This is a genomic window from Microbulbifer echini (genome assembly GCF_041447225.1).
GTDB classification, from domain to species: domain Bacteria; phylum Pseudomonadota; class Gammaproteobacteria; order Pseudomonadales; family Cellvibrionaceae; genus Microbulbifer; species Microbulbifer echini.
In genome coordinates, this window is record NZ_JBGMEL010000011.1 from 100,596 (window position 1) to 122,725 (window position 22,130).

Annotated in this window: 22 protein-coding genes; 8 read left to right on the forward strand and 14 right to left on the reverse strand. The window is 55.7% G+C overall.

Going from position 1 to position 22,130, the window contains the following annotated elements:
• Positions 1-33: 33 nt before the first annotated feature.
• Positions 34-924, reverse strand: coding sequence for an outer membrane beta-barrel protein (locus ACCI51_RS12355; protein WP_299585302.1), 891 nt, complete (start codon positions 922-924; stop codon positions 34-36).
• 206 nt (positions 925-1,130) lie between these two features.
• On the opposite strand from ACCI51_RS12355, the gene ACCI51_RS12360 reads away from it, so the two are divergent.
• Positions 1,131-2,135 (forward strand): hypothetical protein, encoded by a 1,005-nt coding sequence (locus ACCI51_RS12360; RefSeq protein WP_299585211.1) that lies wholly within the window; start codon positions 1,131-1,133, stop codon positions 2,133-2,135.
• A 114-nt stretch (positions 2,136-2,249) separates the two neighbouring features.
• On the opposite strand, the gene trmB is transcribed toward ACCI51_RS12360, so the two are convergent.
• The 6 genes from trmB to ftsY form a co-directional block, all read right to left on the reverse strand.
• Entirely contained in the window at positions 2,250-3,041 is a 792-nt protein-coding gene (trmB, locus tag ACCI51_RS12365) for a tRNA (guanosine(46)-N7)-methyltransferase TrmB (protein WP_371843823.1), read from the reverse strand.
• 63 nt (positions 3,042-3,104) lie between these two features.
• Complete coding sequence (locus ACCI51_RS12370; RefSeq protein WP_299585207.1) at positions 3,105-3,482, reverse strand: DUF423 domain-containing protein; 378 nt, start codon at positions 3,480-3,482, stop codon at positions 3,105-3,107.
• Between the two features lie 106 nt (positions 3,483-3,588).
• On the reverse strand, positions 3,589-4,443 hold the full coding sequence (rpoH, locus tag ACCI51_RS12375; RefSeq protein ID WP_371843825.1) for an RNA polymerase sigma factor RpoH: 855 nt from the start codon (positions 4,441-4,443) through the stop codon (positions 3,589-3,591).
• 223 nt (positions 4,444-4,666) lie between these two features.
• Entirely contained in the window at positions 4,667-5,683 is a 1,017-nt protein-coding gene (gene ftsX / locus ACCI51_RS12380; protein WP_371843827.1) for a permease-like cell division protein FtsX, read from the reverse strand.
• On the reverse strand, positions 5,664-6,350 hold the full coding sequence (ftsE, locus tag ACCI51_RS12385; RefSeq protein ID WP_371843829.1) for a cell division ATP-binding protein FtsE: 687 nt from the start codon (positions 6,348-6,350) through the stop codon (positions 5,664-5,666). The genes ftsX and ftsE overlap by 20 nt, the downstream gene beginning before the upstream one ends.
• 32 nt (positions 6,351-6,382) lie before the next feature.
• Positions 6,383-7,426, reverse strand: coding sequence for a signal recognition particle-docking protein FtsY (gene ftsY / locus ACCI51_RS12390; protein WP_371843886.1), 1,044 nt, complete (start codon positions 7,424-7,426; stop codon positions 6,383-6,385).
• 346 nt (positions 7,427-7,772) lie between these two features.
• Between ftsY and rsmD the strand changes: the two genes are divergently transcribed.
• From rsmD to ACCI51_RS12410, 4 genes are all read left to right on the forward strand, one after another.
• Positions 7,773-8,372, forward strand: coding sequence for a 16S rRNA (guanine(966)-N(2))-methyltransferase RsmD (rsmD, locus tag ACCI51_RS12395; protein WP_371843830.1), 600 nt, complete (start codon positions 7,773-7,775; stop codon positions 8,370-8,372).
• Between the two features lie 95 nt (positions 8,373-8,467).
• Positions 8,468-8,944 carry a pantetheine-phosphate adenylyltransferase gene (gene coaD / locus ACCI51_RS12400; RefSeq protein WP_299585196.1) on the forward strand — a complete coding sequence of 159 codons (477 nt, stop codon included), beginning with the start codon at positions 8,468-8,470 and terminating at the stop codon, positions 8,942-8,944.
• A gap of 62 nt (positions 8,945-9,006) precedes the next feature.
• A complete protein-coding gene (ggt, locus tag ACCI51_RS12405; RefSeq protein ID WP_371843832.1) occupies positions 9,007-10,725 on the forward strand; it encodes a gamma-glutamyltransferase in 1,719 nt (572 codons plus the stop codon).
• Positions 10,726-10,885: 160 nt separating this feature from the next.
• Positions 10,886-12,523 (forward strand): NAD-dependent malic enzyme, encoded by a 1,638-nt coding sequence (locus ACCI51_RS12410; RefSeq protein WP_371843833.1) that lies wholly within the window; start codon positions 10,886-10,888, stop codon positions 12,521-12,523.
• A gap of 53 nt (positions 12,524-12,576) precedes the next feature.
• Here the strand turns inward: ACCI51_RS12410 and ACCI51_RS12415 are convergent, their stop codons facing one another.
• The 7 genes from ACCI51_RS12415 to radC form a co-directional block, all read right to left on the reverse strand.
• Positions 12,577-14,106, reverse strand: a complete 1,530-nt coding sequence (locus tag ACCI51_RS12415; protein WP_371843834.1) for an amidohydrolase — start codon at positions 14,104-14,106, stop codon at positions 12,577-12,579.
• A gap of 171 nt (positions 14,107-14,277) precedes the next feature.
• Positions 14,278-14,823, reverse strand: a complete 546-nt coding sequence (locus tag ACCI51_RS12420) for a disulfide bond formation protein B (protein ID WP_371843836.1) — start codon at positions 14,821-14,823, stop codon at positions 14,278-14,280.
• A gap of 13 nt (positions 14,824-14,836) precedes the next feature.
• The gene (locus tag ACCI51_RS12425) at positions 14,837-14,995 is read right to left on the reverse strand and encodes a DUF5993 family protein (RefSeq protein WP_299585186.1); all 159 of its coding nucleotides are present in this window, start codon (positions 14,993-14,995) and stop codon (positions 14,837-14,839) included.
• Between the two features lie 62 nt (positions 14,996-15,057).
• Positions 15,058-15,873 carry a bifunctional DNA-formamidopyrimidine glycosylase/DNA-(apurinic or apyrimidinic site) lyase gene (gene mutM / locus ACCI51_RS12430; RefSeq protein ID WP_371843838.1) on the reverse strand — a complete coding sequence of 272 codons (816 nt, stop codon included), beginning with the start codon at positions 15,871-15,873 and terminating at the stop codon, positions 15,058-15,060.
• Between the two features lie 90 nt (positions 15,874-15,963).
• Positions 15,964-16,119, reverse strand: a complete 156-nt coding sequence (gene rpmG, locus ACCI51_RS12435; RefSeq protein WP_020413983.1) for a 50S ribosomal protein L33 — start codon at positions 16,117-16,119, stop codon at positions 15,964-15,966.
• Positions 16,120-16,155: 36 nt separating this feature from the next.
• Positions 16,156-16,392 carry a 50S ribosomal protein L28 gene (rpmB, locus tag ACCI51_RS12440; protein ID WP_299585182.1) on the reverse strand — a complete coding sequence of 79 codons (237 nt, stop codon included), beginning with the start codon at positions 16,390-16,392 and terminating at the stop codon, positions 16,156-16,158.
• A gap of 215 nt (positions 16,393-16,607) precedes the next feature.
• A complete protein-coding gene (gene radC, locus ACCI51_RS12445) occupies positions 16,608-17,282 on the reverse strand; it encodes a RadC family protein (RefSeq protein WP_371843840.1) in 675 nt (224 codons plus the stop codon).
• 160 nt (positions 17,283-17,442) lie between these two features.
• Between radC and coaBC the strand changes: the two genes are divergently transcribed.
• The 3 genes from coaBC to argB all read left to right on the forward strand — a co-directional run bounded on the left by coaBC (position 17,443) and on the right by argB (position 22,123).
• Positions 17,443-18,654: a bifunctional phosphopantothenoylcysteine decarboxylase/phosphopantothenate--cysteine ligase CoaBC gene (gene coaBC, locus ACCI51_RS12450; RefSeq protein WP_299585178.1), complete on the forward strand. Its 1,212-nt coding sequence runs from the start codon at positions 17,443-17,445 to the stop codon at positions 18,652-18,654.
• A gap of 24 nt (positions 18,655-18,678) precedes the next feature.
• Positions 18,679-21,060 carry a phosphomannomutase/phosphoglucomutase gene (locus ACCI51_RS12455; RefSeq protein ID WP_371843841.1) on the forward strand — a complete coding sequence of 794 codons (2,382 nt, stop codon included), beginning with the start codon at positions 18,679-18,681 and terminating at the stop codon, positions 21,058-21,060.
• 160 nt (positions 21,061-21,220) lie between these two features.
• Positions 21,221-22,123 (forward strand): acetylglutamate kinase, encoded by a 903-nt coding sequence (gene argB / locus ACCI51_RS12460; RefSeq protein ID WP_299585174.1) that lies wholly within the window; start codon positions 21,221-21,223, stop codon positions 22,121-22,123.
• Positions 22,124-22,130: the final 7 nt, after the last annotated feature.

The following is a 22,130-nucleotide window of genomic DNA, read 5'->3' on the forward strand; positions in this document are numbered from 1 at the left end:
CGGCGCTCTTAGAGCGCCTATACAGCTCACAAATTACCTGCGTATACACCCGTATTCATCGACGGCGATACCAATTGGCGTGTTTGGACACTGATCAATATAAGTGGGAACGCCATCGAAATCTGAATCAATGGGGCAGCCATCGGGCCCAACATCGACCGCTACCGGTGTCTGCGGACACTGATCGGTGGCATCAATAACACTATCCGCATCTTCGTCATACCAAAAATCCGGGTACTCTAGCCACTGATAACCAATCGCAACACTAGCAAAGCCATCCAATCCCCCTTCATCTACCCCTTGAAATAGACGCACATCTGCACGGGCTTGCCAGCGGGGCCCGAGACTGTACTTTACTCCCAGGCCGAGATTGATCATGGTTTGGCGATCATGCCAATTGCAAACATACTTAGGGTAGTAGTGGCCATCGGGATATTTATAGTCGTGCCGATATTTATACTCACAGTCGTAGCGATACTTGCCATCCTCATCTTTATAATGTTTTTTTGGCGCGTCATCATAATTGATACGTATCTCCCCTACCCCGAAGGCCACATAGGGTTGCCAGCAAAAATCTCCGCAAAACTGTCCACCGAATTGATAAAGAAGGTCCAGGTGATAATTATATACTTCGACCTTTTCGGGAATTTCTTCTATCCCAACCACAAAGTAATCTACTACGCCCTCCATCGCCCAATAGTTGGTCATATTGAATCCCAGGCCACCGCCACCACCGGTCGTATCCTGAAGAGTTAGCCCATAAAAAGGCGTTCCATTTAAACGATCACTGTTAAACCAGTGTTTGCCGCCATTGGCATAGAGATTTAATGTTCCGACAAAATCTGCAGACACTTCAACACTACTAACAACAAGAAGAAATGTAACACTGCAGAGGGTTGGAAGGGGGCTGTGGCGCTTTCCCATTGATGACACCGGAATTCCTTTTTAAATCATCCCCCACTATCAATTTTTATTCACTTTATGAACTGCATAAAAGCCAAATTTATTTGATTATATTTGTGTTATTTGTTCTGCACTTTCCGACAAAACTCCTATTTAATGCCGCGCCCAATATGAAAATCATAGACGGGAAATAAAAAAGATACCTATAAATAGCGGAGAGATCACCGATGCTGGCGCCAAACATCGATAACTACGTAAGAAACCTGGTAAGACCCGAGCTTATACAAACCTCATGCCGCCCACCAAAAACAATTCGGGAATATGCCACCGATTTTCTGCGCGACTCCAGCTGCAGTTGGAAATACAGCCGCAGTAAAGATGGACTAACGCGCATCGATCAACTGGTAAATCAGGCCGCACAGATCCAGACCTTGGATTACACCCGTATATCCAATGTATCCCAGAGCCTAGTTGAGTCAATGTACACCTGGCTGACCGGGTTCAACCCCTCCAACCCCGTGCAACAGCTCCACTCGAATGGAATACAGCGGCGTCAGACAGCCGTTACCACACTGCTGGGTGGCGCTTATTGTTGGTATCGCCAGGCCAGTGAGGCCGCGCTATCAGAACCCCTGGCACTGGGTAATATACAAAACCACAACGATGTCCCGTTCAATCTCTATCGATACCGTTTTAGCCGTTCGGGATTTAATCTGCATATGACGCCGGGACGCCTGTATCGTGGCGATACTCGACCGCCGCAGATGCTATGGCAATCCGGGGGCTTTTTCCCAAAAATGGACAACAGCCATCGGCATGACCCCCATCTCGGTAGCGGCGCTTCCTGCCAGGTTATATCCAGTACCAACAACGCCAACGTGGTAGCACGCTTTGCCTGGCATAATAAGACCTATTGTCCCGTGCGCTACTACTACTTGCACCATACCGACAAACTGGATAAGGCCATCGCCGGATTTATCTATGAGTTCGATAAGAGCGGGCATGAATGTGTAGAGGTCGCCAATGTCACTCCCGGCCGTGAAGTGGCCTTTATGGCAATCCCCAATCAATATATTCGCCGTTTCCGCATGCGCTACTATGCCGGCAGTCAGAGCAATATCGTGCTGTCTGATTGGATGTACTACAACGAAAATTCAGTCAGAAATATCCGCATCAGCGCCGACAAACAACGCTGGGAAGCTTTTAAGAGGAACTGGCAGCAATACGTTTAAAGCGACCCCCCATTGGGCACAGCCGGCCGGTGACCGGCCGCTGCACCCCCCTGTATCGCACTAATTCGTAAACCAATTAATTGGTCGGATAACTATCTCTCGGTAACTGGGGCACTACTCGGCCTCGGATACCGGGGTGTCTGAATCCTTGGCTGTGACCTCGACAGGCTCCAGTATGCTGGCCTCTCCCGGCCGACGGCGGTAGACAAGATCCCAAACGCCATGTCCTAGGCGCTGGCCGCGGCGCTCAAATTTTGTTTCCGGGCGCCACTCAGGGCGTTCAACATAATCGTTAGTGGAAGATGTATTCTCCAGTAACGGCTCCGCCTGCAATACCTCCAGCATATGCTCGGCGTAGTTCTGCCAGTCCGTTGCCATATGCATCGCACCACCTGTTTTCAGTTTGCTGCAGATTAGGCGCACAAATTCCGCCTGTACGATACGGCGCTTATGGTGCTTTTTTTTATGCCAGGGGTCGGGAAAATACAGCTGGAACCTGTCCAGAGTGGCGTCGCCAATACAGTCATTCAGAACATCTACCGCATCGGCCATATAGATCTTCAGGTTCTCAACCCCGGCTTTACCGGCGTTATTAATGAGCCTACCGACTCCGGGGGGGTGAACTTCAATGCCGATAAAGTTCTTGTCGGGCTCCGCCTGTGCCATGGCGAGCAGGGAGTCACCCATCCCAAAACCGATTTCCAGCGCGAGTGGGGCCTCGCGGCCAAAGGCTTCGAGTGGATTCAAGGGGCCGTCGAAGAGCGACAGCCCATACTGCACCCAATAGGTATCAAAGGCGCGGCGCTGCCCCTCGGTCATCCGCCCCGCACGAATCACGTAGCTGCGGATAGATTTTTTTTTGTATTCGGTGCGGTAGGGAAACTCTTCCGCGGATTCGTCTTGCATTGTTCGCGACCTCTTATGCGAAACGGTTTTCTATCAATCAAATTCAGGCGGGCCATTGCCCAGCTATCTGGAGGTGCTGGCGGCAGCGATAAAAAGCGCCACCCAGCCGGCGATCATCAGTAACCCGCCTATTGGTGTAATTGGCCCCAGCCAACGCGGCCCACCCAGAGCGAGCGCATAGAGGCTGCCAGAAAAGAATACCAGGCCAAATACGAAGAAAGCGCCACTCAAGGTCAGCGACAAACGGTCACCCCAACTCTGTATGAGTAGTGCTACACCCAGCAATGCCAGGGCGTGAATCATCTGATATTGCACTCCGGTCTTATAGGCCTCCAGCAGCGAGTCGGTTACCTTACCGCGCAACCCGTGGGCGCCAAAAGCACCGAGGGCAACGCCGCTGGCGCCAAACAGCGCGGCGAGCAACAGATAAACTTTGGCCATGAATCGTCTCTCTTCTAGTGCCCTGGGCATGCAGCGGGCCGGTCATTACAGAAATAAAAAAACCGCGCTACTGCGCGGTTTTTTTCCGAACTGCCAGTGGGCGAAATCAGGCCTCCATGGCCGCGCGCACTTTTTTCATGGCGTTCTTTTCCAACTGGCGAATACGCTCGGCGGAAACGCCATACTTGTCTGCCAGCTCATGCAGAGTGGACTTTTCCTCGGTCAACCAGCGCGCCTGTATAATATCGCGGCTGCGCTCATCGAGCTGTTCCATAGCCATCGTTAGGCTGTTGAAGTTGGTTTCCTGCCAGTTATCACGCTCCAGCTGTGCCGCCGGGTCGAAACTGCGGTCCTCCAGGTAGTGCGCCGGCGCCTGCCAGGCGGTGTCGTCATCGTCATCCACTCCCGCATCGAATGCAGCATCGTGGGCGGCGAGGCGACCCTCCATTTCTTGGACCTGGGCGACATCCACGTTCAAATCTTTTGCCACAGCCTTGGCTTCAGCGTTACTGAGCCAAGCCAACTTCTTCTTTTGTCCACGCAGGTTAAAGAACAGTTTGCGCTGCGCCTTGGTGGTGGCAATCTTCACGATACGCCAGTTGCGCAGAATAAATTCGTGAATTTCCGCTTTGATCCAGTGAACCGCAAAGGAGACTAGGCGCACCCCTTTTTCCGGGTTGAAGCGCTTTACCGCCTTCATCAGCCCAACATTGCCTTCCTGCACCAGGTCAGACTGGTTGAGGCCATAGCCGGAATAGGACTTGGCAATATGCACGACAAAGCGCAGGTGGGACATGACGAGTTGTCGTGCGGCGTTGATATCTTCGCGATAATAGAGGTCCTCTGCCAGGCGCTTTTCTTCCTCGGCGGACAGCACATCAAAGCTGCTGACCGTCTGGATGTAAGCTCCCAGGTTGGCGCCCGGAGACAGCGTATGCACTGGCTGTAGGCTGGTTCCCATTCAGGTCTCTCCTCTCATTATTAGTCGGCCGCTTCCACTGGCCACTGTCATCGAACACTGTATCCGGCGACAGGCTGGACTCAGTGTAGCACTTGCACCAGCGGATAAGAAAGTCCGCCGCCAAGTGCCGTATTCCATTGTATTCGGAGACTTTAGAGGGCCCTAATGCCCCCGAGGTTCCCCATTTTAGCGCAGCTTTACGCTTCTTGGCTTAACCCGAAGCTCAGCTTGGTTCTATCGCACGCAGATGGCGGCTTGCCGCCAGCCAGGCCCCCAGCAGCCCGAGCAGGGCGGCTCCCCCGATAAGGCCGGTGAAGTAGCTGATTCCAGGGCCTGCGAGGGTATAGCTACTGCCATAGCTGGAGGACAGGCTCGAAATAGGCCCGGACAGTAACAGGACCGCGCCCAGTAGCAGGCACCAGGCCAGCAGACCGCCGAATGCCCCATAGCAGAGGCCACTGTACAGGAAGGGTCTGCGCACGAAGGCATTGGTACCACCCACCAGTTTTACCACCAGGATCTCCTCACGGCGGCTCTCGATATGCAGACGTATGGTGTTAACCACCACCAAGATCACCCCCAGTGCCAGCAACAGCGCGAGCCCCGCGGACAACCGCTGTCCCAATTCGGTGAGCTGAGTAAGGCGCTGCACCCAGGCCAGATCGAGAACTACAGAGTCACTCAGGGCGTGATCGCGCAGGTTTTCCACCAGGGCCTGCATCTTTTCGCTGTTCCCGGTATCCCGCGGACGCAGCAGCAACACCGCCGGCAGCGGGTTGGCGTCGAGCCCGACTAGCAGATCGCCGAGCCCGGATGCCTGTTCGAACTCCGCCAGGGCTTCTTCCGGAGAGATGTAGGTCACCTCTGCAATCGCGGGATCGCCGCGCAGCTTAGTGGCGAAGGACTCCACTACCGCCGCCCTCGCGTCTTTGTGCAGGAATACAGAAATCTGAGGCTGCCCGTCCCAGCCGGCCACCGCGCGCTGAAAGTTTGCGAGCCCAAGTTGCAGGGCCGCCGGCAGGGCCAGAGCGATAGCGATGACCAATGCGGTCATCGCACTGGCCATGGGGGTCGCCAAAAAACGATGTAAAGATTCGCGCGCCACATGGCGATGATGGTCGATCCAGGCCTGCCATCGATCCCCTATACCGGTGCGGGCAGCCACCGCGCCACTACTGCGCGAGCGCTTTTCGGGGCCACTGCTGGCAGGGCGCCGAACTCTAGACTGGGTGTGCTTCACGACTTGGGACTCCGTCATAAATCAACTGGCCAGCTTGTAGGGTCAATACCCGCCGGCGCATACGCGCAATCAGTTCCAGGTCATGACTGGCTACCAATACGGTAACCCCCACCGCATTAAAGTCGCGAAATAGCTGCATTATCTCCTGGGACAACTGCGGATCCAGGTTGCCGGTGGGCTCATCTGCCACCAGTATTGCCGGCTTATTGACCACCGCACGGGCGATGCCCACACGCTGCTGCTCACCACCGGACAGGGTGATGGGGTTTTCTTTTTCCTTCTGCAACAGTCCCACTTTATCCAGCGCGGCACGCACACGGCGACCCACCTCACGCTTACTGCAACCAGCCACAGCCAGGGGCAGGGCGATATTATCGAAAACACTGCGATCGAACAGCAGCTGATGGTTTTGAAACACAATACCCAGATTGCGTCGGTAATAGGGAATCTGGCTATTGCGCAGGCGGTTGAGGTTCTGCCCGGCCACCAGGATAGAGCCCTTGGTTGGCCGTTCGATAGCAGTGAGCAATCTTAGCAAGGTGCTCTTACCGGCACCGGAGTGGCCGGTGAGATACACCATATCGCCGCGTGGAATTTCCAAACTAATACGCACCAGAGCATCCTGCCCCGATGCGTAGCGCTTGTTCACATTGTCGAAGGTGATCACGATGGAGTTCTTGTTATTCCCTGTGAAGCCGATCAGGCCGTGTCGCGACCAAACAGCGCCGAAACAAATTCGCGCGCGCGGAAGGGCTGTAGATCTTCTGCCTGTTCGCCCACGCCGATAAAACGCACCGGAATTCCAAAACGCCGCGCCAGGGCGAAGATCACCCCGCCCTTAGCGGTACCGTCGAGCTTGGTGAGTACCAACCCGGTGACACCGGCCGATTCGCGAAATTGGGCGGCCTGATTGATCGCGTTTTGCCCAGTGCCAGCATCCAGCACCAGCAGTACCTCGTGGGGTGCGCTGGGGTCCAGTTTGCCCATCACGCGGCGCACCTTGGTCAGCTCCTCCATCAGATTGGATTTGGTGTGCAGCCGCCCGGCGGTATCTGCAATCACCACATCCACACCGCGGGCCTGAGCCGACTGCACGGCATCGTAAATCACCGAGGCGCTGTCGGCACCGGTGTGCTGAGCCACCACCGGGACACTGTGGCGCTGCCCCCAAACTTGCAGCTGTTCTACCGCCGCCGCACGGAACGTATCACCCGCGGCGAGCATCACCGACTTACCCTCAGCGAGGAAGCGATGCGCCAGCTTGCCGATGGTCGTCGTCTTACCGACCCCGTTGACCCCTACCACTAGAATCACATAGGGCTTCTTACTGGTGTCCACCACCAGCGGCGCATCAACGCTGTTGAGTAACTCGGCCAATTCCTGCTGCAGCGCCTTGTACAGCGCATCGCCATTAGCCAGCTCGCGGCGCGACACACGCTCGGTGAGGCGCTCGACAATTTCGCTGGTGGCCTCAACACCGACATCCGCCATTAATAGCTGGGTTTCCAGTTCTTCCAGAAGGTCTTCATCGATTTCTTTGGCACCGAGGAACAGGTTACCCATGCCCTCGACAAACTGATCGCTGGTACGGCTGAGACCGCGGCGAATACGGGCGAAGAAGCCTTCTTTCTTTTTCTCTGTCGTTTTTTCCTGAACGGAAGTGGGCTTGGGTACAGGCTCCGCTACTCGGGGTGCGGGCTCCAGTTCCTGGGCAACCGCGACTGTGGACTCGGCGGGTTGCACAGCGATATCACTGGCTGCGGGCGCAGGTTCCGTGCTACTTGAAGGTAATTCCTGCACATCTGCGGTGGGCTTCACCTCCACAGCGGCTGGCTCTTGTAAGGGCTCTACTATAGGCGAGGGAGTGGCGGGGAGCTCTTCCTCAGCAACCGATGGCTCCTGCCATTCCTCGGCCGGTGCCTCCTCGGGTGCGCCGATGGCTTCAGCCTGCTCCCGCTGGGGCTCGCTTTGTTCGGGCTTACGCTTTTTCTTTTTGCGCAGGAAATCAAAGATCATTCGTTTATCCGGGTGTACCGCTGGGAGAAAGACGCTAATCTTAGCATCGCTAAGCCCCCAGTAGAGAGTTACCTTGGCCAGAAGTTCATCCCGCAAGCAAAGCCCACAACCCCTATCCCAGTTGCGCATCATTGGAGGGCAGTGGCGCGGACGCAAATTGCAGTTCGCCCAGGTGGAAGGCCTGAGGCCCACCGGCGACCGGCTGCGCGAAACCCTATTTAACTGGCTGCAGTTTTACCTGCCCGGCGCACACTGTCTGGATCTCTTCGCCGGCTCCGGCGCCCTGGGTCTGGAGGCTCTATCACGCGGCGCCGCTTCGGTGGATTTCATCGAGCTGAACCCCCAGGCGGCGCGTACCCTAAAACAACAACTGCAACTACTCGAAGCGACGGACGGCCAGGTGCATAACTGCCGGGCAACGGATTTTCTCAGCGACGCCGGGAAACCCTACGATATCGTTTTTGTAGACCCGCCCTTTGCGGACGACCTTTGGCAGGAGAGCCTCAGTGCCCTCGCGGGCCAGCTCTCACAGGGGGCTCTAATTTATATCGAGACTCCCCGCAACAACCTATTGTCTCCCCCCCCCAGCTGGTCACCCATTAAAGAAAAACGCGCGGGCCAAGTCTGTATGCGACTGTACAGCAACAGCCCCACCCACTCCGCGGAATACTGACCGGACCTCGGGCCGCTGGACACATTCGGTTTTGAGCCTTAGCCGTAAATTGTTTACCATTCGCATCCCTTTCGGCCCGCATTAAGTCTTGGCGTATGAAAAAAGTTGTCTACCCCGGAACTTTCGATCCCATCACCAATGGTCACCTAGATCTGGTGCAGCGGGCCTGTCGCCTGTTTGACCATGTCATCGTGGCCGTCGCCGCTAGCAATCGCAAGAATCCACTTTTTACTCTGGATGAGCGTGTAGAGCTCTCCCAGCGAGTGCTCGGCCACCTGCCCAATGTAGAGGTGATCGGCTTCGATATCTTGTTAGCTGACCTGGTACGCCAGGTGGATGCCTACGGTGTACTGCGCGGCCTGCGCGCAGTATCCGACTTTGAGTATGAATTCCAGCTGGCCAATATGAACCGTCAACTGGCGCCCAATATGGAAAGCCTGTTCCTGACCCCGGCAGAACATTTGTCCTACATTTCCTCCTCCCTAGTGCGGGAAATTGCCTCCCTTGGCGGGGATGTGACCAAGTTTGTTCCGGCCCCGGTACAGGCGGCACTCAAGGAGAAATTCCGCTAGGCCCGCAATTGGCTATTTCTGATACACTCGAGCGGATTTTTCCACAATCCGCGGAGTGTTTTGTGCGTCACCTTCTCCTCGCCTTCGCCATCATTCTGACCCCGGCCATGGCCGATGAACCACAACCGGAAGTCAATACCGGCCGTAGCGCGATAAAATCCGCCAGCGCCAACTCGTATATGGCGGTCACCGCCAACCCCCACGCAAGCCGTTCCGCCAAGCAGATCCTCGCCCAGGGCGGCAGCGCCGTTGACGCAGCGATCACCGCGCAGATGGTACTGGGGCTGGTAGAACCTCAGTCATCGGGCATCGGTGGCGGCGCATTTATGCTGAGCTATGACGCAAACGAAAAGCAGCTGCGTTACTACGATGGGCGGGAAACCGCACCGGCGGCAGTGGATGAAAACTACTTTATGCACGAAGGCAGACCGCGCTCCTTTATACAGGCGGTCATCGGCGGCTACTCCGTGGGGGTTCCCGGGGTCATTCGCATGCTGGAAATGGCCCACCAACGCGACGGCAAACTGTCGTGGGAAACCCTATTCCAGCCGGCTATAGCGCTAGCCGAGAATGGTTTTGAAGTTTCACCGCGGCTGCACCAGTTGTTGCGCAAAATGCCTAAAGTGGCCGCGAGGCCGGCGATTGCCAGCTACTTCTTTGACAGCGATGGCAACCCGGTACCGGTGGGGCACAGACTGAAAAACCCGGAATATGCCCGCACATTGCGGGCAATTGCCAAGGGCGGTGCCGACACCTTTTACAAAGGCAATATCGCCGAGGCCATCGTCAACGCCGTACAGAATGATACCGGCAATCCCGGCCTACTCAGCCTGGAGGACATGGCAAATTACCGAGCCAAGCAGCGCCAGCCGCTCTGCTCAAACTTCCTCGATTATCAAATTTGCGGTGCGGATGCGCCCTCCTCCGGCGCCACCACGGTGGGGGGAATACTGGGTATGCTGCAGCAGTTTCCCTTCGCCAAAATGGAGGTCGGAGATGACCTGCTCACCCACTTGTTTATCGAGGCCTCCGAATTGGCCTTTGCCGATCGTAACACCTATTCCGCCGATGCCGATTTTGTCAGTGTGCCCAGTAAGGCCCTGGTCTCTCCCGCTTACCTGAGTAAGCGCGCGATGCTGATTGATCCCGACAGCGCCAGCACAGCCAAACCCGGTAACCCCAATACCGATACTGCCGAACGCCTGATGGCGGAATCCCCGGAGATGCCCAATACCAGCCACCTGGTGATTGTGGACCGCTACGGCAATGGCGTGAGCATGACCAGCAGCATTGAAACCGGCTTTGGCTCGCGTTTGCTGGTAAAGGGGTTTCTGCTGAATAACCAGTTGACCGACTTTTCTTTCACTCCCCGCAACGCCAGCGGCCAGTTGGTGGCGAATCGTATTCAGTCCGGCAAACGACCGCGCTCGTCTATGTCGCCGACGGCGGTTTTTAACAAAGACGGCAGTCTGCGCCTATTGGTCGGCTCTCCTGGAGGCTCACGTATCATCGACTACACCGCCCGCACCATCCTCTATCACCTGGGCTTGAATATCCCCATTGCCGAGGCCATCGCCGCAGGTAATATTGGCGCCATCGGGCGGCGCGTAGAACTGGAGCCAGGCTTCTTCAGCCGGGACACGATCGACAAACTCGAGGCGCGCGGTCACCGGGTCATTGAAAGGGATCTAAACAGCGGCATTCACGCCATCGCACTGAAAGACAATAAACTCTATGGCGGCGCCGATCCCCGCCGCGAAGGCAGTGCCCTGGGGCGCTGATTCTCACGCAGGGGGCGTATCCTTCGCCCCCTGCAAGCTTCCTCTCCAAATGCAATCCCCTCATATGCTACCCCCGCAGGTGAGCACATAGGCATCGTGGCAGCCGCCTATACTTCCCCCTAGCTAACGAAAACCCACGGTGCAATTGGAGGGGACTCTCTTGGATCAAAGCAAAGTGCATGCCACAGGCATCGAACTCCTGCACAACCCCACCCTCAACAAAGGCACCGCCTTTAGCACAGCCGAGCGCGACAAGTTTGGTTTGCGTGGCTTAATCCCCGACGCCGTAGAAACTATCGAAGTCCAGGTGCAACGGGTATTGATGCAACTGGATCACAAGCACTCGAATATCGATCGTTTTGTCTACCTGACCGGCCTGCTGGACACCAATGAAACCCTCTTTTACCGGGTAGTCATGTCCGATCCGGTGCGCTTCCTGCCCATTATTTACGACCCCACCATCGGCGAAGCCTGCACCAAATTCAGCCATATCATTCGCAGGGTCAGGGGTGTCTATCTGTCGATTGCACAAAAGGACAGTGTCGCCAAGTGCCTGTCCCACTGGCCGGACCGGGATATACGTTTTATTTGTGTCACCAATGGTGGACGAATTCTGGGGCTCGGAGACATCGGCGCAAACGGCATGGGAATACCGATCGGCAAGTTGCAACTTTATACCGCCGCAGGCGGTGTGCCCCCAGAGCATTTACTGCCGCTATTTTTGGATGCCGGTAGCAATAATGAACAAGTACTGGCAGACCCCCTCTATGTGGGCCTGCGCCGCAAACGCCCAGATACGGAGACGCTATATCGCTTTGTGGATGAGTTTGTGGAAACGGTACAGCAGCGCTACCCGCACTGCTGTCTGCACTTTGAGGACTGGACCGGTAGTGATGCCGTCCACCTGCTGCAGCGCTATCGTGACAGAATTTGCTGCTATAACGATGATATTCAGGGCACCGCGGGCATAGCCCTGGCCGGTATGATTAACGCCCTGAAAATCAAACAGGGCACGTTAAAGGATGAAAAAATCTTCTTCGCCGGAGCGGGCTCCGCCGGTATAGGGCTTGCCGATCTATTTGTCAGCGAACTGATTAATGAAGGGCTCAGCAGGGAAGACGCGCAGAACCATATCATTATGTTCGATGAAAAAGGACTCCTGGTAAAAAGCCGCAAGGATCTTTTCGATTTTCAGAAGCCCTACGCCTGCGACCAAGCACCCACCATGCAATTGGTCGAGGCTATAAAAATTCACAAGCCCACCACGTTGATTGGCGTCAGCACTGTCGGCCAATTATTTACCCAGGAGGTGGTGGAAACCATGGCCGCACTCAACCCGCGGCCAATCATCTTCGCACTCTCCAATCCCACTGAGCATGCCGAGTGCACTGCCGAGCAGGCCTATAGCTGGAGCCAGGGACGGGCTATTTATGCGGCCGGAGTGCAATTCCCCGAAGTCTCTCTGAATGGCAAAACCTATTTGCCGGGCCAAGCCAATAATTTCTATATTTTCCCAGCTGTGGCGATGGCCATTTATGTCACTCGAGCAAACCGGGTATCGGATGCGCTGTTTATTGAGGCAGCCCGCGGCGTGGCCGAGCAAGTGGACCAGGCGCTTTTGCAGAAAGGCTGCCTATTCCCACCACAGTCACAAATATTACAGATTTCGTTCAATACCGCCGCAAGAGTAGGCCGTAAAATTTTTGAACTTGGGATCAGTGACATGGAGCCACCGCAAGATATGCTGAAGTTTATCCAGGAGCACAGCTACAAGGCTGAATATCCCCCTTATTGTTAACAAAAATGGCTCTTCGGCATGAATAGCTTTAGCATTTTTATTTCATGCGAAAATTAATTTTCATATTCATTATTTATATCGAAAACTAATTGTCCCTTGTAAAAAGTTTCAAGTACTTTCAAACCTCTCTGCTCACTTTCCTCCAGCCCAAACATATTCCGATCCAAAACGATAAAATCAGCCCATTTGCCAGCCTCCAAACTTCCCGTTTCTTTTTCCAGGCCGCCAGCATAGGCGGCATTAATAGTAAATGCCGCGATCATTTCAGAGACAGGAATTTTATAAACCAATCCCTGTTTAATAACCTCAAGAGGATTCACCATTGCATGGTTCGCGGATAAATCTGCAGACAACAGAGAAAAACCCAATGGGAAATATTTTTTTTGGACTTTCAATTCATCTTCCTGCGACACTCTGAACAGCGCCATGTTGTGTGCAAACATGGTTTCCGGCTGAATAAATAGGACAGTATTCGCCTGTGCTAATCTCTGTAAATCAACACGATCAAAAGAAGCATTGATAATGACATTACGCAGAATGGAATCGCTACCTAACGGCTTGAGTGATTCCAATGCTTCCAAAGCGCTTGCCGTAAACTCTTTCCCTGAAACCACTATCTGTAGTGGCAGATTAAAGTGATTGGCTCGACGCGCCAAATCAGCCACCGCCCCCTGCGAGTAATCCTGTGATGCAGCTCGATCCTTCACATTCTGCGTCTCAGCAATTTCCGCAGCCCAACCGATAAAACTGACTGAATCAACACTGAAGTCATCACTGCGTATTTGTCCGATTCTCTGCTGAAGTAGTAAGAATTCTTTATCGGTAAAATCCGCGGAAACCGGCCAAGAAGTGCGCAGGCGTATATCCATCGCACCGATTGTTGATAATTGATCCTTATAATTTTTCCACGAAATCTCATCCACAGAGTGCAAAGCTGCTTCATAAAGCGTGGTAATCCCATTCCTAGTTGCCAAACGCTGTATACGCAACAGATCATCACGATAGTTACTACTTGAATTTTCTGGTATTAATCTCTGCAATAGGTCCTTAGCACCGCGTCCGTGCAACCAACCAGTGGCGAGACCGTGTTCATTTTTTTCTATAACTCCACCACGCGGATTCTCAGTATCACTGTCGATTCCAGCAGCGGCCAATCCCTCCGAATTTGTCCAGATATTATTGCCATCTGAGGAAAATAAAATAATCGGGATAAGATCATTGATTTGATCGAGGATTCCCTTGTGTGGAGGCTCGCCGGAAAAGGCTTGCATATTCCAGCCCTCCCCAACAATTACCTGCTGTTGGGGATTTTCCCGAATATAGCGCGATACCGACAGGCAATAGTCCTCTATAGATTTGCCTGAAAACAAATTAATTTTCCCGGCACTACCACGGACTTTTACCCGCTGGAAAAAACCCGGCAATACCAGCTTGCCATCCAGGTCCTTAATGTTTGTTTTTGGCCCGATGTATGCTTCTACACCTTTCTCACTGCCGACAAAGGCAATACGTCCATCTCTGATCGCTATAGCCGATGCCAGGGATCGGGCCCTGTCCACGGTATAAATTGTGGCATTGCGCAAAATAAGCTGCGCGGGCTGTGTGAGAGTACTGTCGAGAGCCGCGCGCTTTTCCCGGGGGTCGCAAGACAACAGTAAAAATATCGATAAAAAACACAGCAGGCGCATATCCCTTCCCAAACAAAAACTCAGGCATGTCCACTCGCACAATGAGATAACCGCTTCACCGGCCGCTCACCCTATGGGCCAGAGCCAGTGATAGCCGAATGAGCCGCTGACACAGGGGCCGAGACCACACTCAAGCAGAGTACTAACCAAATTCGCCATAGCGATAGTAAGAAACGCTATGGCAATAAATTTCTCAGGGAAGGTAAATCGGCGCGGGGAGAGATTGCGCCGCAAAAAGCCCAGCATTAACGCGACCCCGCAGTAAGCGAGTAAGCCAAAGAATGCCAGGGCCGCCCAGGTATAGAGATGCAGGCCGAGAAAGGGCTCTCCAAAACCGGGATCACCGGGCACGATATGTAACAGCACCTGGCGCCCAGCAGCGACCAAGCCGGCAATACTCGACAGAATCACAACCCCATAGTGGGCAGGGCGCACGCCGAAACGCAGATTCATCAGCAGGCCCAAACCCGCCATCGTAAAAGCGACGCGCTGTAACAGGCACAAAGGGCAGGGCAGTTGATGCTGATACAGTTCAATAAGAAACGCGCCCCAGAGGACCGCCGTAAGCACGAGGAGGGCTAGGGCATCGAGTCTTCGAACCATATACACCATAGCGACACTCTGACTAGAAGGAGAGATTCAGCGTATTGGTCGACTGATAAATGAACCAGATGATGTAGATCACCATGGTTAGCAGCCACCACACGGTGGCGGTGCGCTGGCGGCGCTTCCATATATACCAGGCGGCAATCAGAACGGTGAGAAAAGGCAGTACCAATACCACAGGCCATCTCCACAGACAGCAATACTTTGATACTAGTAGTAACTCCCCATCACCGCCCCAATTCAGCGCTGGCAGCGGACGCAGAAGAAGGTATTGCGCTGCCCCAGAGTGATATCGCGCACCGGGCGCCCACAAGTGGGGCAGGGCAGTCCCGCGCGGCCGTAGACATTGAGTTCCTGGGCAAAATAACCCGGCTGGCCATCGCCACCGATAAAGTCCCTCAGGGTGGTGCCGCCCTGGGCAATAGCGCGCCTCAATACCTGTTGGATTACCTCAGCCAGGCGCAGATAGCGGGCCCGGGATATGGATCCGGCCTCGCGATCGGGACGGATACCCGCCAGGAACAGAGATTCACTGGCATAAATGTTTCCCACTCCCACCACAATACGACCATCCATGATGAAGGTTTTCACCGACTGCTTGCGCCTGCGGGAAGATGAGAACAGGTGGTCGCCAGTAAACGCCTCCGACAGAGGCTCGGGGCCCAAATGGCTGAGCAGATCGTGGCTCAGCGGGTCTCCCGCAGTCCATAGCAGCGCACCGAAACGGCGCGGGTCTCTATAACGCAGGACCAGACCACTGTCGAGGCGCCAGTCGATATGGTCGTGCTTCTCGGCCCGCTCCTCGCTTTGGATCAGGCGCAGGCTCCCGGACATACCCAAATGCCAGATAGCGCAACCCCTATCGGTGTGAACCAACAGATACTTGGCGCGACGCTCCAGCTTGAGAATACGCGCGTTCTTTATGTGCTTGGCGAAGTCCGGGTCCACCGGCCAGCGCAGGCGCGGCTGGCGCACCTGTACAGATCGCACCTTGTGTCCCTCCAGGTGAGGTGCAAGGCCGCGACATGTAGTTTCTACTTCGGGAAGTTCAGGCATCTTTTATCTTACGGCGCGGGGTGCCCCGGCAATCGGAAACAAAAAAGCCCGGCGTATACCGGGCTTTTTCTACGAGTACGCGAAGGGCAATTACTTGATTTTGCCTTCCTTGTACATAACGTGCTTGCGAACAACGGGATCGTACTTTTTGATCTCCATCTTCTCAGGCATGTTGCGCTTGTTCTTGGTAGTGGTGTAGAAGTGGCCAGTACCGGCGCTGGAATTCAGACGAATCTTCTCACGCATTGCTCAATCTCCAATCAGTTAGCTGGATACAGCCAGTTACACTTTTTCGCCGCGGGTGCGCAGCTCAGCCAAAACAGTATCGATACCTTTCTTATCGATAACGCGCATACCTTTCGCAGAAACACGAAGTTTCACGAAGCGCTTCTCGGATTCAACCCAGAAACGGTGGCTGTGCAGGTTTGGCACAAAGCGACGCTTGGTGCGGTTCTTGGCGTGGGATACATTGTTTCCGGTTACCGGACGCTTACCGGTTACCTGACATACCTTGGACATCTGTTGGCCTCTTCAAAACGCTTGTGCCCGCTTGGCTCCAATCCTGAAGAGGGAAAGGTAGTGCGGGAACTTAAAAATCGGGATTCTAATCCGGTTCCTGGATGGCGGCGGAACCTGTGCAGAATCTGGCCCGGCCGCAAAGAGCGGCGTTTTATACCAAAAGAGCCCCTAGGGAGCAAGTTTTGTACAGCACTTCTGTATCAATCGCGACCAGACTATAGCAGTCCCTGCTCGGCAAAGGAGAGGGCCCTGCCCTCGCCCACGATCAGGTGATCCAACACTTTGACATCCACCAGCTCCAGGGCCTGGACCAAACGCTCGGTAATCCAAATATCTGCCTGGCTGGGCTCGCTGACCCCCGAGGGGTGGTTGTGCGCCAAAATCACCGCCGCCGCACCCCGGTAAAGGGCGGCCTGCACCACCTCACGGGGGTAGACACTGGCTGCATTGAGCGTGCCCTCGAATAATTCCTCGAAGGTAATAACGCGGTGTTGGGTATCGAGATACAGGCAGCAAAAAACCTCCCGGCGCCGGTGGCGCAACTGCATGGCCAGATAGTCGCGTACCGCTGCGGGGCTGCATAGCGCGCTGCCCTGCTGTACGACCTCGGCGAGGTGACGCCGCGCCATCTCCAGCGCCGCCTGCAGTTGCACAAATTTGGCGTCTCCCAGCCCGCGTGCGCGGCAAAACTGCTCTCTGTCCACTTCCAGCAGTGCGCGCAAGCCACCAAACTCGCTCAATAGGCCGCGCGCCAGGTCTACCGCGGAAACTCCCGGTAGACCCACACGCAGAAATATGGCCAGCAATTCCGCATCCGACAGCGCTCCGGCGCCCTTCGCCAGCAGTTTCTCCCTGGGCCTTTCTGCCGCCGGCCAATCCTTGATCTTCATAGGCCTATCTCCGTCTTCCCTGACACCCTTTTTCTGTGAACACTCTCCCCCCAACACCCCAACACCCCAACCACGTTTTTCGCGTCTATTCTCCGCCTTAGGAAGTGCAGACGCATAAATGCTAATCTAACCCGCTCGCATACAATCGGAAACTGTATCTATGTCCTCGCTGGCCGATAAACGCCTACTTTTGGGTATCAGTGGCGGTATTGCCGCCTACAAGAGCGCCGACCTGGTTCGCCGCCTGAAAGATCGCGGCGCCCAGGTGAGGGTGGTGATGAGCGCCGGCGCACGTGAGTTTGTGCAGCCGCTAACCTTCCAGGCCCTGTCCGGCAACCCGGTACACACCGACCTCCTCGACCCGGCAGCGGAGGCCGCCATGGGACATATCGAGCTGGCCAAATGGGCCGAGCTGATCTTGATCGCCCCCGCCAGCGCCCAGGTCATGGCAAAACTGGCCTGCGGTATGGCCGACGACCTGCTCACGACCCTGTGCCTCGCCAGCGAGGCGCCCGTAGCTCTGGCCCCAGCCATGAACCAGGCCATGTGGCGCCACCCGGCCACCGCCGTCAATGCGCAGACCCTGCGCGAGCGCGGGGTGCAACTGTGGGGACCCGCAGCCGGCAGCCAGGCCTGCGGCGATGTTGGCCCTGGGCGCATGCTCGAGCCCGCCGACCTGGCTCAACAGGCCGAATCCCTGCTCAGCGGCAGCAGCGACTGCCTGCGCGGTAAAAGCGTGGTAATCACTGCCGGTCCGACCCGCGAAGCCCTCGACCCTGTGCGCTATCTGAGTAACCACAGCTCCGGTAAAATGGGCTTCGCCCTGGCCGAGGCTGCCCAGAGAGCCGGCGCTCAAGTGACCCTCATTGCAGGGCCCGTAAATCTCGCTACCCCCGCGCAGGTGAAGCGGGTCGACGTAGTCGATGCGCGGGATATGCGCGCAGCCGCCGAGCGCGCGGCCGATCTCTGCGATATTTTTATCGGTGCCGCCGCCGTCGCCGACTTTCGCCCCGCCACTATGGCAGAACAGAAAATCAAAAAGCGCGAAGGCTGCGACGAGAGCGCCATCGCCCTGGTAAAAAACCCGGATATCGTCGCCGGTATCGCCGCGCGCAGCCAGCGGCGCCCCTTCACTGTCGGCTTTGCCGCGGAGACCCAACAGGTTGAACACTATGCGCAGGACAAACTACAGCGCAAAAACCTCGATATGATTATCGCCAATGATGTGAGCAGCACTAACAGCGGCTTTAACAGTGATCGCAATGCGGTCACTGTGATCGATCGCCATAGCAGTACACACTTGCCCCAGGCCCTAAAGGCCGACCTGGCTCGGCAATTAATTGAGATAATTGCCGCAAAAGCGCAGCCGTAAAAAGAGTTACCGACAGGAAAATCCGTGGCTTCCAACAAAAAAATTCAAGGCGACACGCTATTGCACAAAGGGCTGTTACTACCTTCTCTGCTGGCCGCTGTCGCCTGGCTCTGTGGAGCCTATTTAATCATCGAGCATATCGTCAGTCCCTACAACCAGGCCCAGGTGCAGGCGGCAGCCCAGGTACAGGGGGCAGCATTTGCGCAGAGTGTGAACGCACGCCTGAGCGAGCGCGCACGGCAACTGCAGCGAATCGAGGAAAGCGGGCAAACCGTTGAGAACTTGCTGCAAACAGCACAGTGGCCAGAACAGTCGAGGACACAGGTATTTTCAACACCGCGAGTTCGCGTGGGCGCAGGCGCAAACCCAACCCTGAACTTCGCCCTGGTGGACCTGCTCAAACGCGCTCGACAGGGCGCCCAACAACCACTGGAAATACTGCGCACCGGCATCGATAACAGCTGGCAACTGCACAATGTAATGAACTTGGCCGGTGAGCAACTACTGGTCAGCCAGCCCTTCCGCATTTTACAGAGGTTTTTGGAGGCTCTCGATAAAAGCCACGGGCAAATCCAACTCATTCAAAAATTCCCTGACGCCGCGGAGCAAACCCTTTGGCGCAGCGGGCAGGGCAGTGGGTTCAACAGCTCGGTAGCTCTTCAAAATAGTTATCTGCGAGTGCAATTCAGCCCCTCCAGCGCGTTTACCCAGCAGCACAGCCTGCCGCTACTGTGGATTTATCTCGCCGCCGGCGCCGGGTTGCTGCTAACCCTACTGCTGTTAATTCGCTTCCTGCCCCGCGACCGCCGCGCGCCCTGGGAACGCAGCCAACGCGATGCAAAAGCCAGCGGCGAAAAACTTCCAGTGCCCAGCGACCCGCTGGAGGGAGAAGCCCTGCCCGAGGGCCTGGCTTCAGCGCCCAGCATCGCCCCAGAGGCCCCGCCGCAGGGTGTTGACAGCCGTGCCGCTGAAAACGCCCCCGGGGCCTCGGGCAAGCCACGGCACCCTCTCACCCCCGAGTTTCCCCTGCAGGTTTTTCGCGCATACGATATTCGCGGCATCGCCGGTGATGAGCTCGACGAGCCCTTTGCCTACCAACTGGGGCGCGCCCTCGGCACGCTGGCGCAACACGCCGGCGAAAAAATTCTGCTGGTGGGGCGAGACGGCCGCAACAGCAGTGCACTGCTCAGCAGCTGCTTGAAGGAGGGGATTCTCGATAGCGGCTGCAACAGCATCGATTTGGGCCTGGTACCGTCTCCGCTGCTCTACTACGCCTGCGCCAAAGGAAAGAACACCAACAGCGGCGTCATGGTAACCGCGAGCCACAACCCAGCCGCGTACAATGGCTTCAAGATCGTACTCAAAGGCCGCCCACTGGCTGAGGAAAAGCTCCAGGGCCTGCACCAGCTGATGCAACAGGGGCCCTTCCAGAGTGGTGAAGGCAGTAATCGCGAACAGGATATTACCGACAAGTATATCGATGAGATCTTCAACAACGTAGCCCTGGCCGGGCAACCGCACCTGGTGGTGGATGCGGGCAACGGTGCCACCTCGGCACTGGCGCCGCGCCTGTTCGAGCAACTAGGCTGCGCGGTAACACCACTCTTTTGCGAAGTGGACGGGGACTTCCCCAATCACCCACCCGACCCTTCGCGCCCAGAAAATCTTAAGGCGCTGATCGACAAGGTGGCCGAAACCGGTGCGGACCTCGGCGTAGCCCTGGACGGCGATGGCGATCGCGTGACTCTGATCTCCAGTAGTGGGCGCATCGCCTGGGCAGATCAACTGGTCATGCTGCTGGCACGGGATATCCTGGGGCGCCACCCCGGAGAAAATATTGTCTTCGATGTGAAGAGCAGCCGCAGCCTCGAACAACTGGTGAGCCAATACGGTGGCCGCCCGGTAATGTGGAAAACCGGCCACGCTCCAATGAAAACCAAAATGCTCGAAACCAAAGCAATCCTAGGCGGCGAGCTTTCCGGGCACATTTTTATCCGCGACCGCTGGTTTGGTTTCGACGATGGCATTTACGCAGCTGCGCGCCTTCTCGAAATCATGGCCCTACGCGAACAGAGCCTGGATGAACTCCTCGACTCCCTACCAACAATGGAGAGCACTCCGGAAATACTGCTACCGGTCGACGAGCAGGAGAAATTTTCACTGATTGAGCAGCTGCGCGAGCAGGGCGATTTCGCCAATGCGGATATCAATACCATTGATGGTCTGCGCATCGAATTTTCCGATGGCTGGGGGCTGGTTCGCGCCTCCAACACCACTAGCGCCCTGACACTACGCTTCGAGGCAGAGAATAAAGAAGCCCTGGAGCGCATTCGCCAAATAGTCATGGAACAATTAAAGAAAATTGCTCCAACGGTTGTGGTTCCCAACTGGGAATTGCTCGACTAGCGGGTGCTTTTTCAATCCAACGCGGCACAGGCAGGTGCCGCCACCGGTTCAACATCGGTGTATTTTGCTCAAGAAAATCCGCACAGCTGCGCGGTATCTTTACGTCGAGTCGGTGGCAGGGAGAGTCCACCCATTCGCACTCCACCAGAAAGGAATTGCCATGTCCCTCGATAAGAAGTCCGCACTGCGCGTCGCCCAGGTCTTGAACGAGGCCCTGCCCTATATCCAGCAATTTACCAATAAAACCGTAGTGGTGAAGTTTGGTGGTAACGCCATGGTGGATTCCGAGCTGCAAAACAGTTTTGCCCGCGACATTATCCTGATGAAGCTGGTTGGTATGAATCCTGTGGTGGTACATGGGGGCGGCCCACAAATTGGACAACTGTTGAACAAGCTCAATATCGAATCTCGCTTTGTCGACGGCATGCGGGTGACGGACAGCGAGACGATGGACGTGGTGGAAATGGTTCTGGGAGGCACCGTCAACAAGCAAATCGTCAATCTGATCAACAAAAATGGTGGCCGCGCTGTGGGCGTGACCGGTAAAGACGGCTTGTTGATTGAGGCGCGCAAGCTCTCCCGAAAAAATGAGAGCGCAGGTCTACACGCCTCTGAAATTATTGATATCGGCCAGGTCGGCGAAGTGGAAAAGGTCAATACCGACGTAATCAACATGCTCACCCGAGGTGACTTTATTCCGGTGATCGCTCCCATTGGCGTCGACAAAGAGGGAGTTTCCTACAACATTAATGCCGATTTGGTGGCCGGCAAGATTGCCGAGTGCCTGCAAGCTGAAAAGTTGATGCTGCTGACCAACGTGGCAGGGCTGCAAGACAAAGAGGGGGAGGTTCTCACCGGCCTGACCACGCCCCAGGTAGAGGGCCTGATTGAAGACGGGACCATTTACGGTGGCATGTTACCCAAGATTACCTGTGCTTTGGATGCCGTTAAAGGCGGGGTTACTTCTGCCCACATCATTGACGGGCGGGTACCCCACGCAGTGCTGCTGGAAATATTTACCGATACCGGCGTCGGCACATTGATTACCAATAGTGAGACATAAAGCCGCC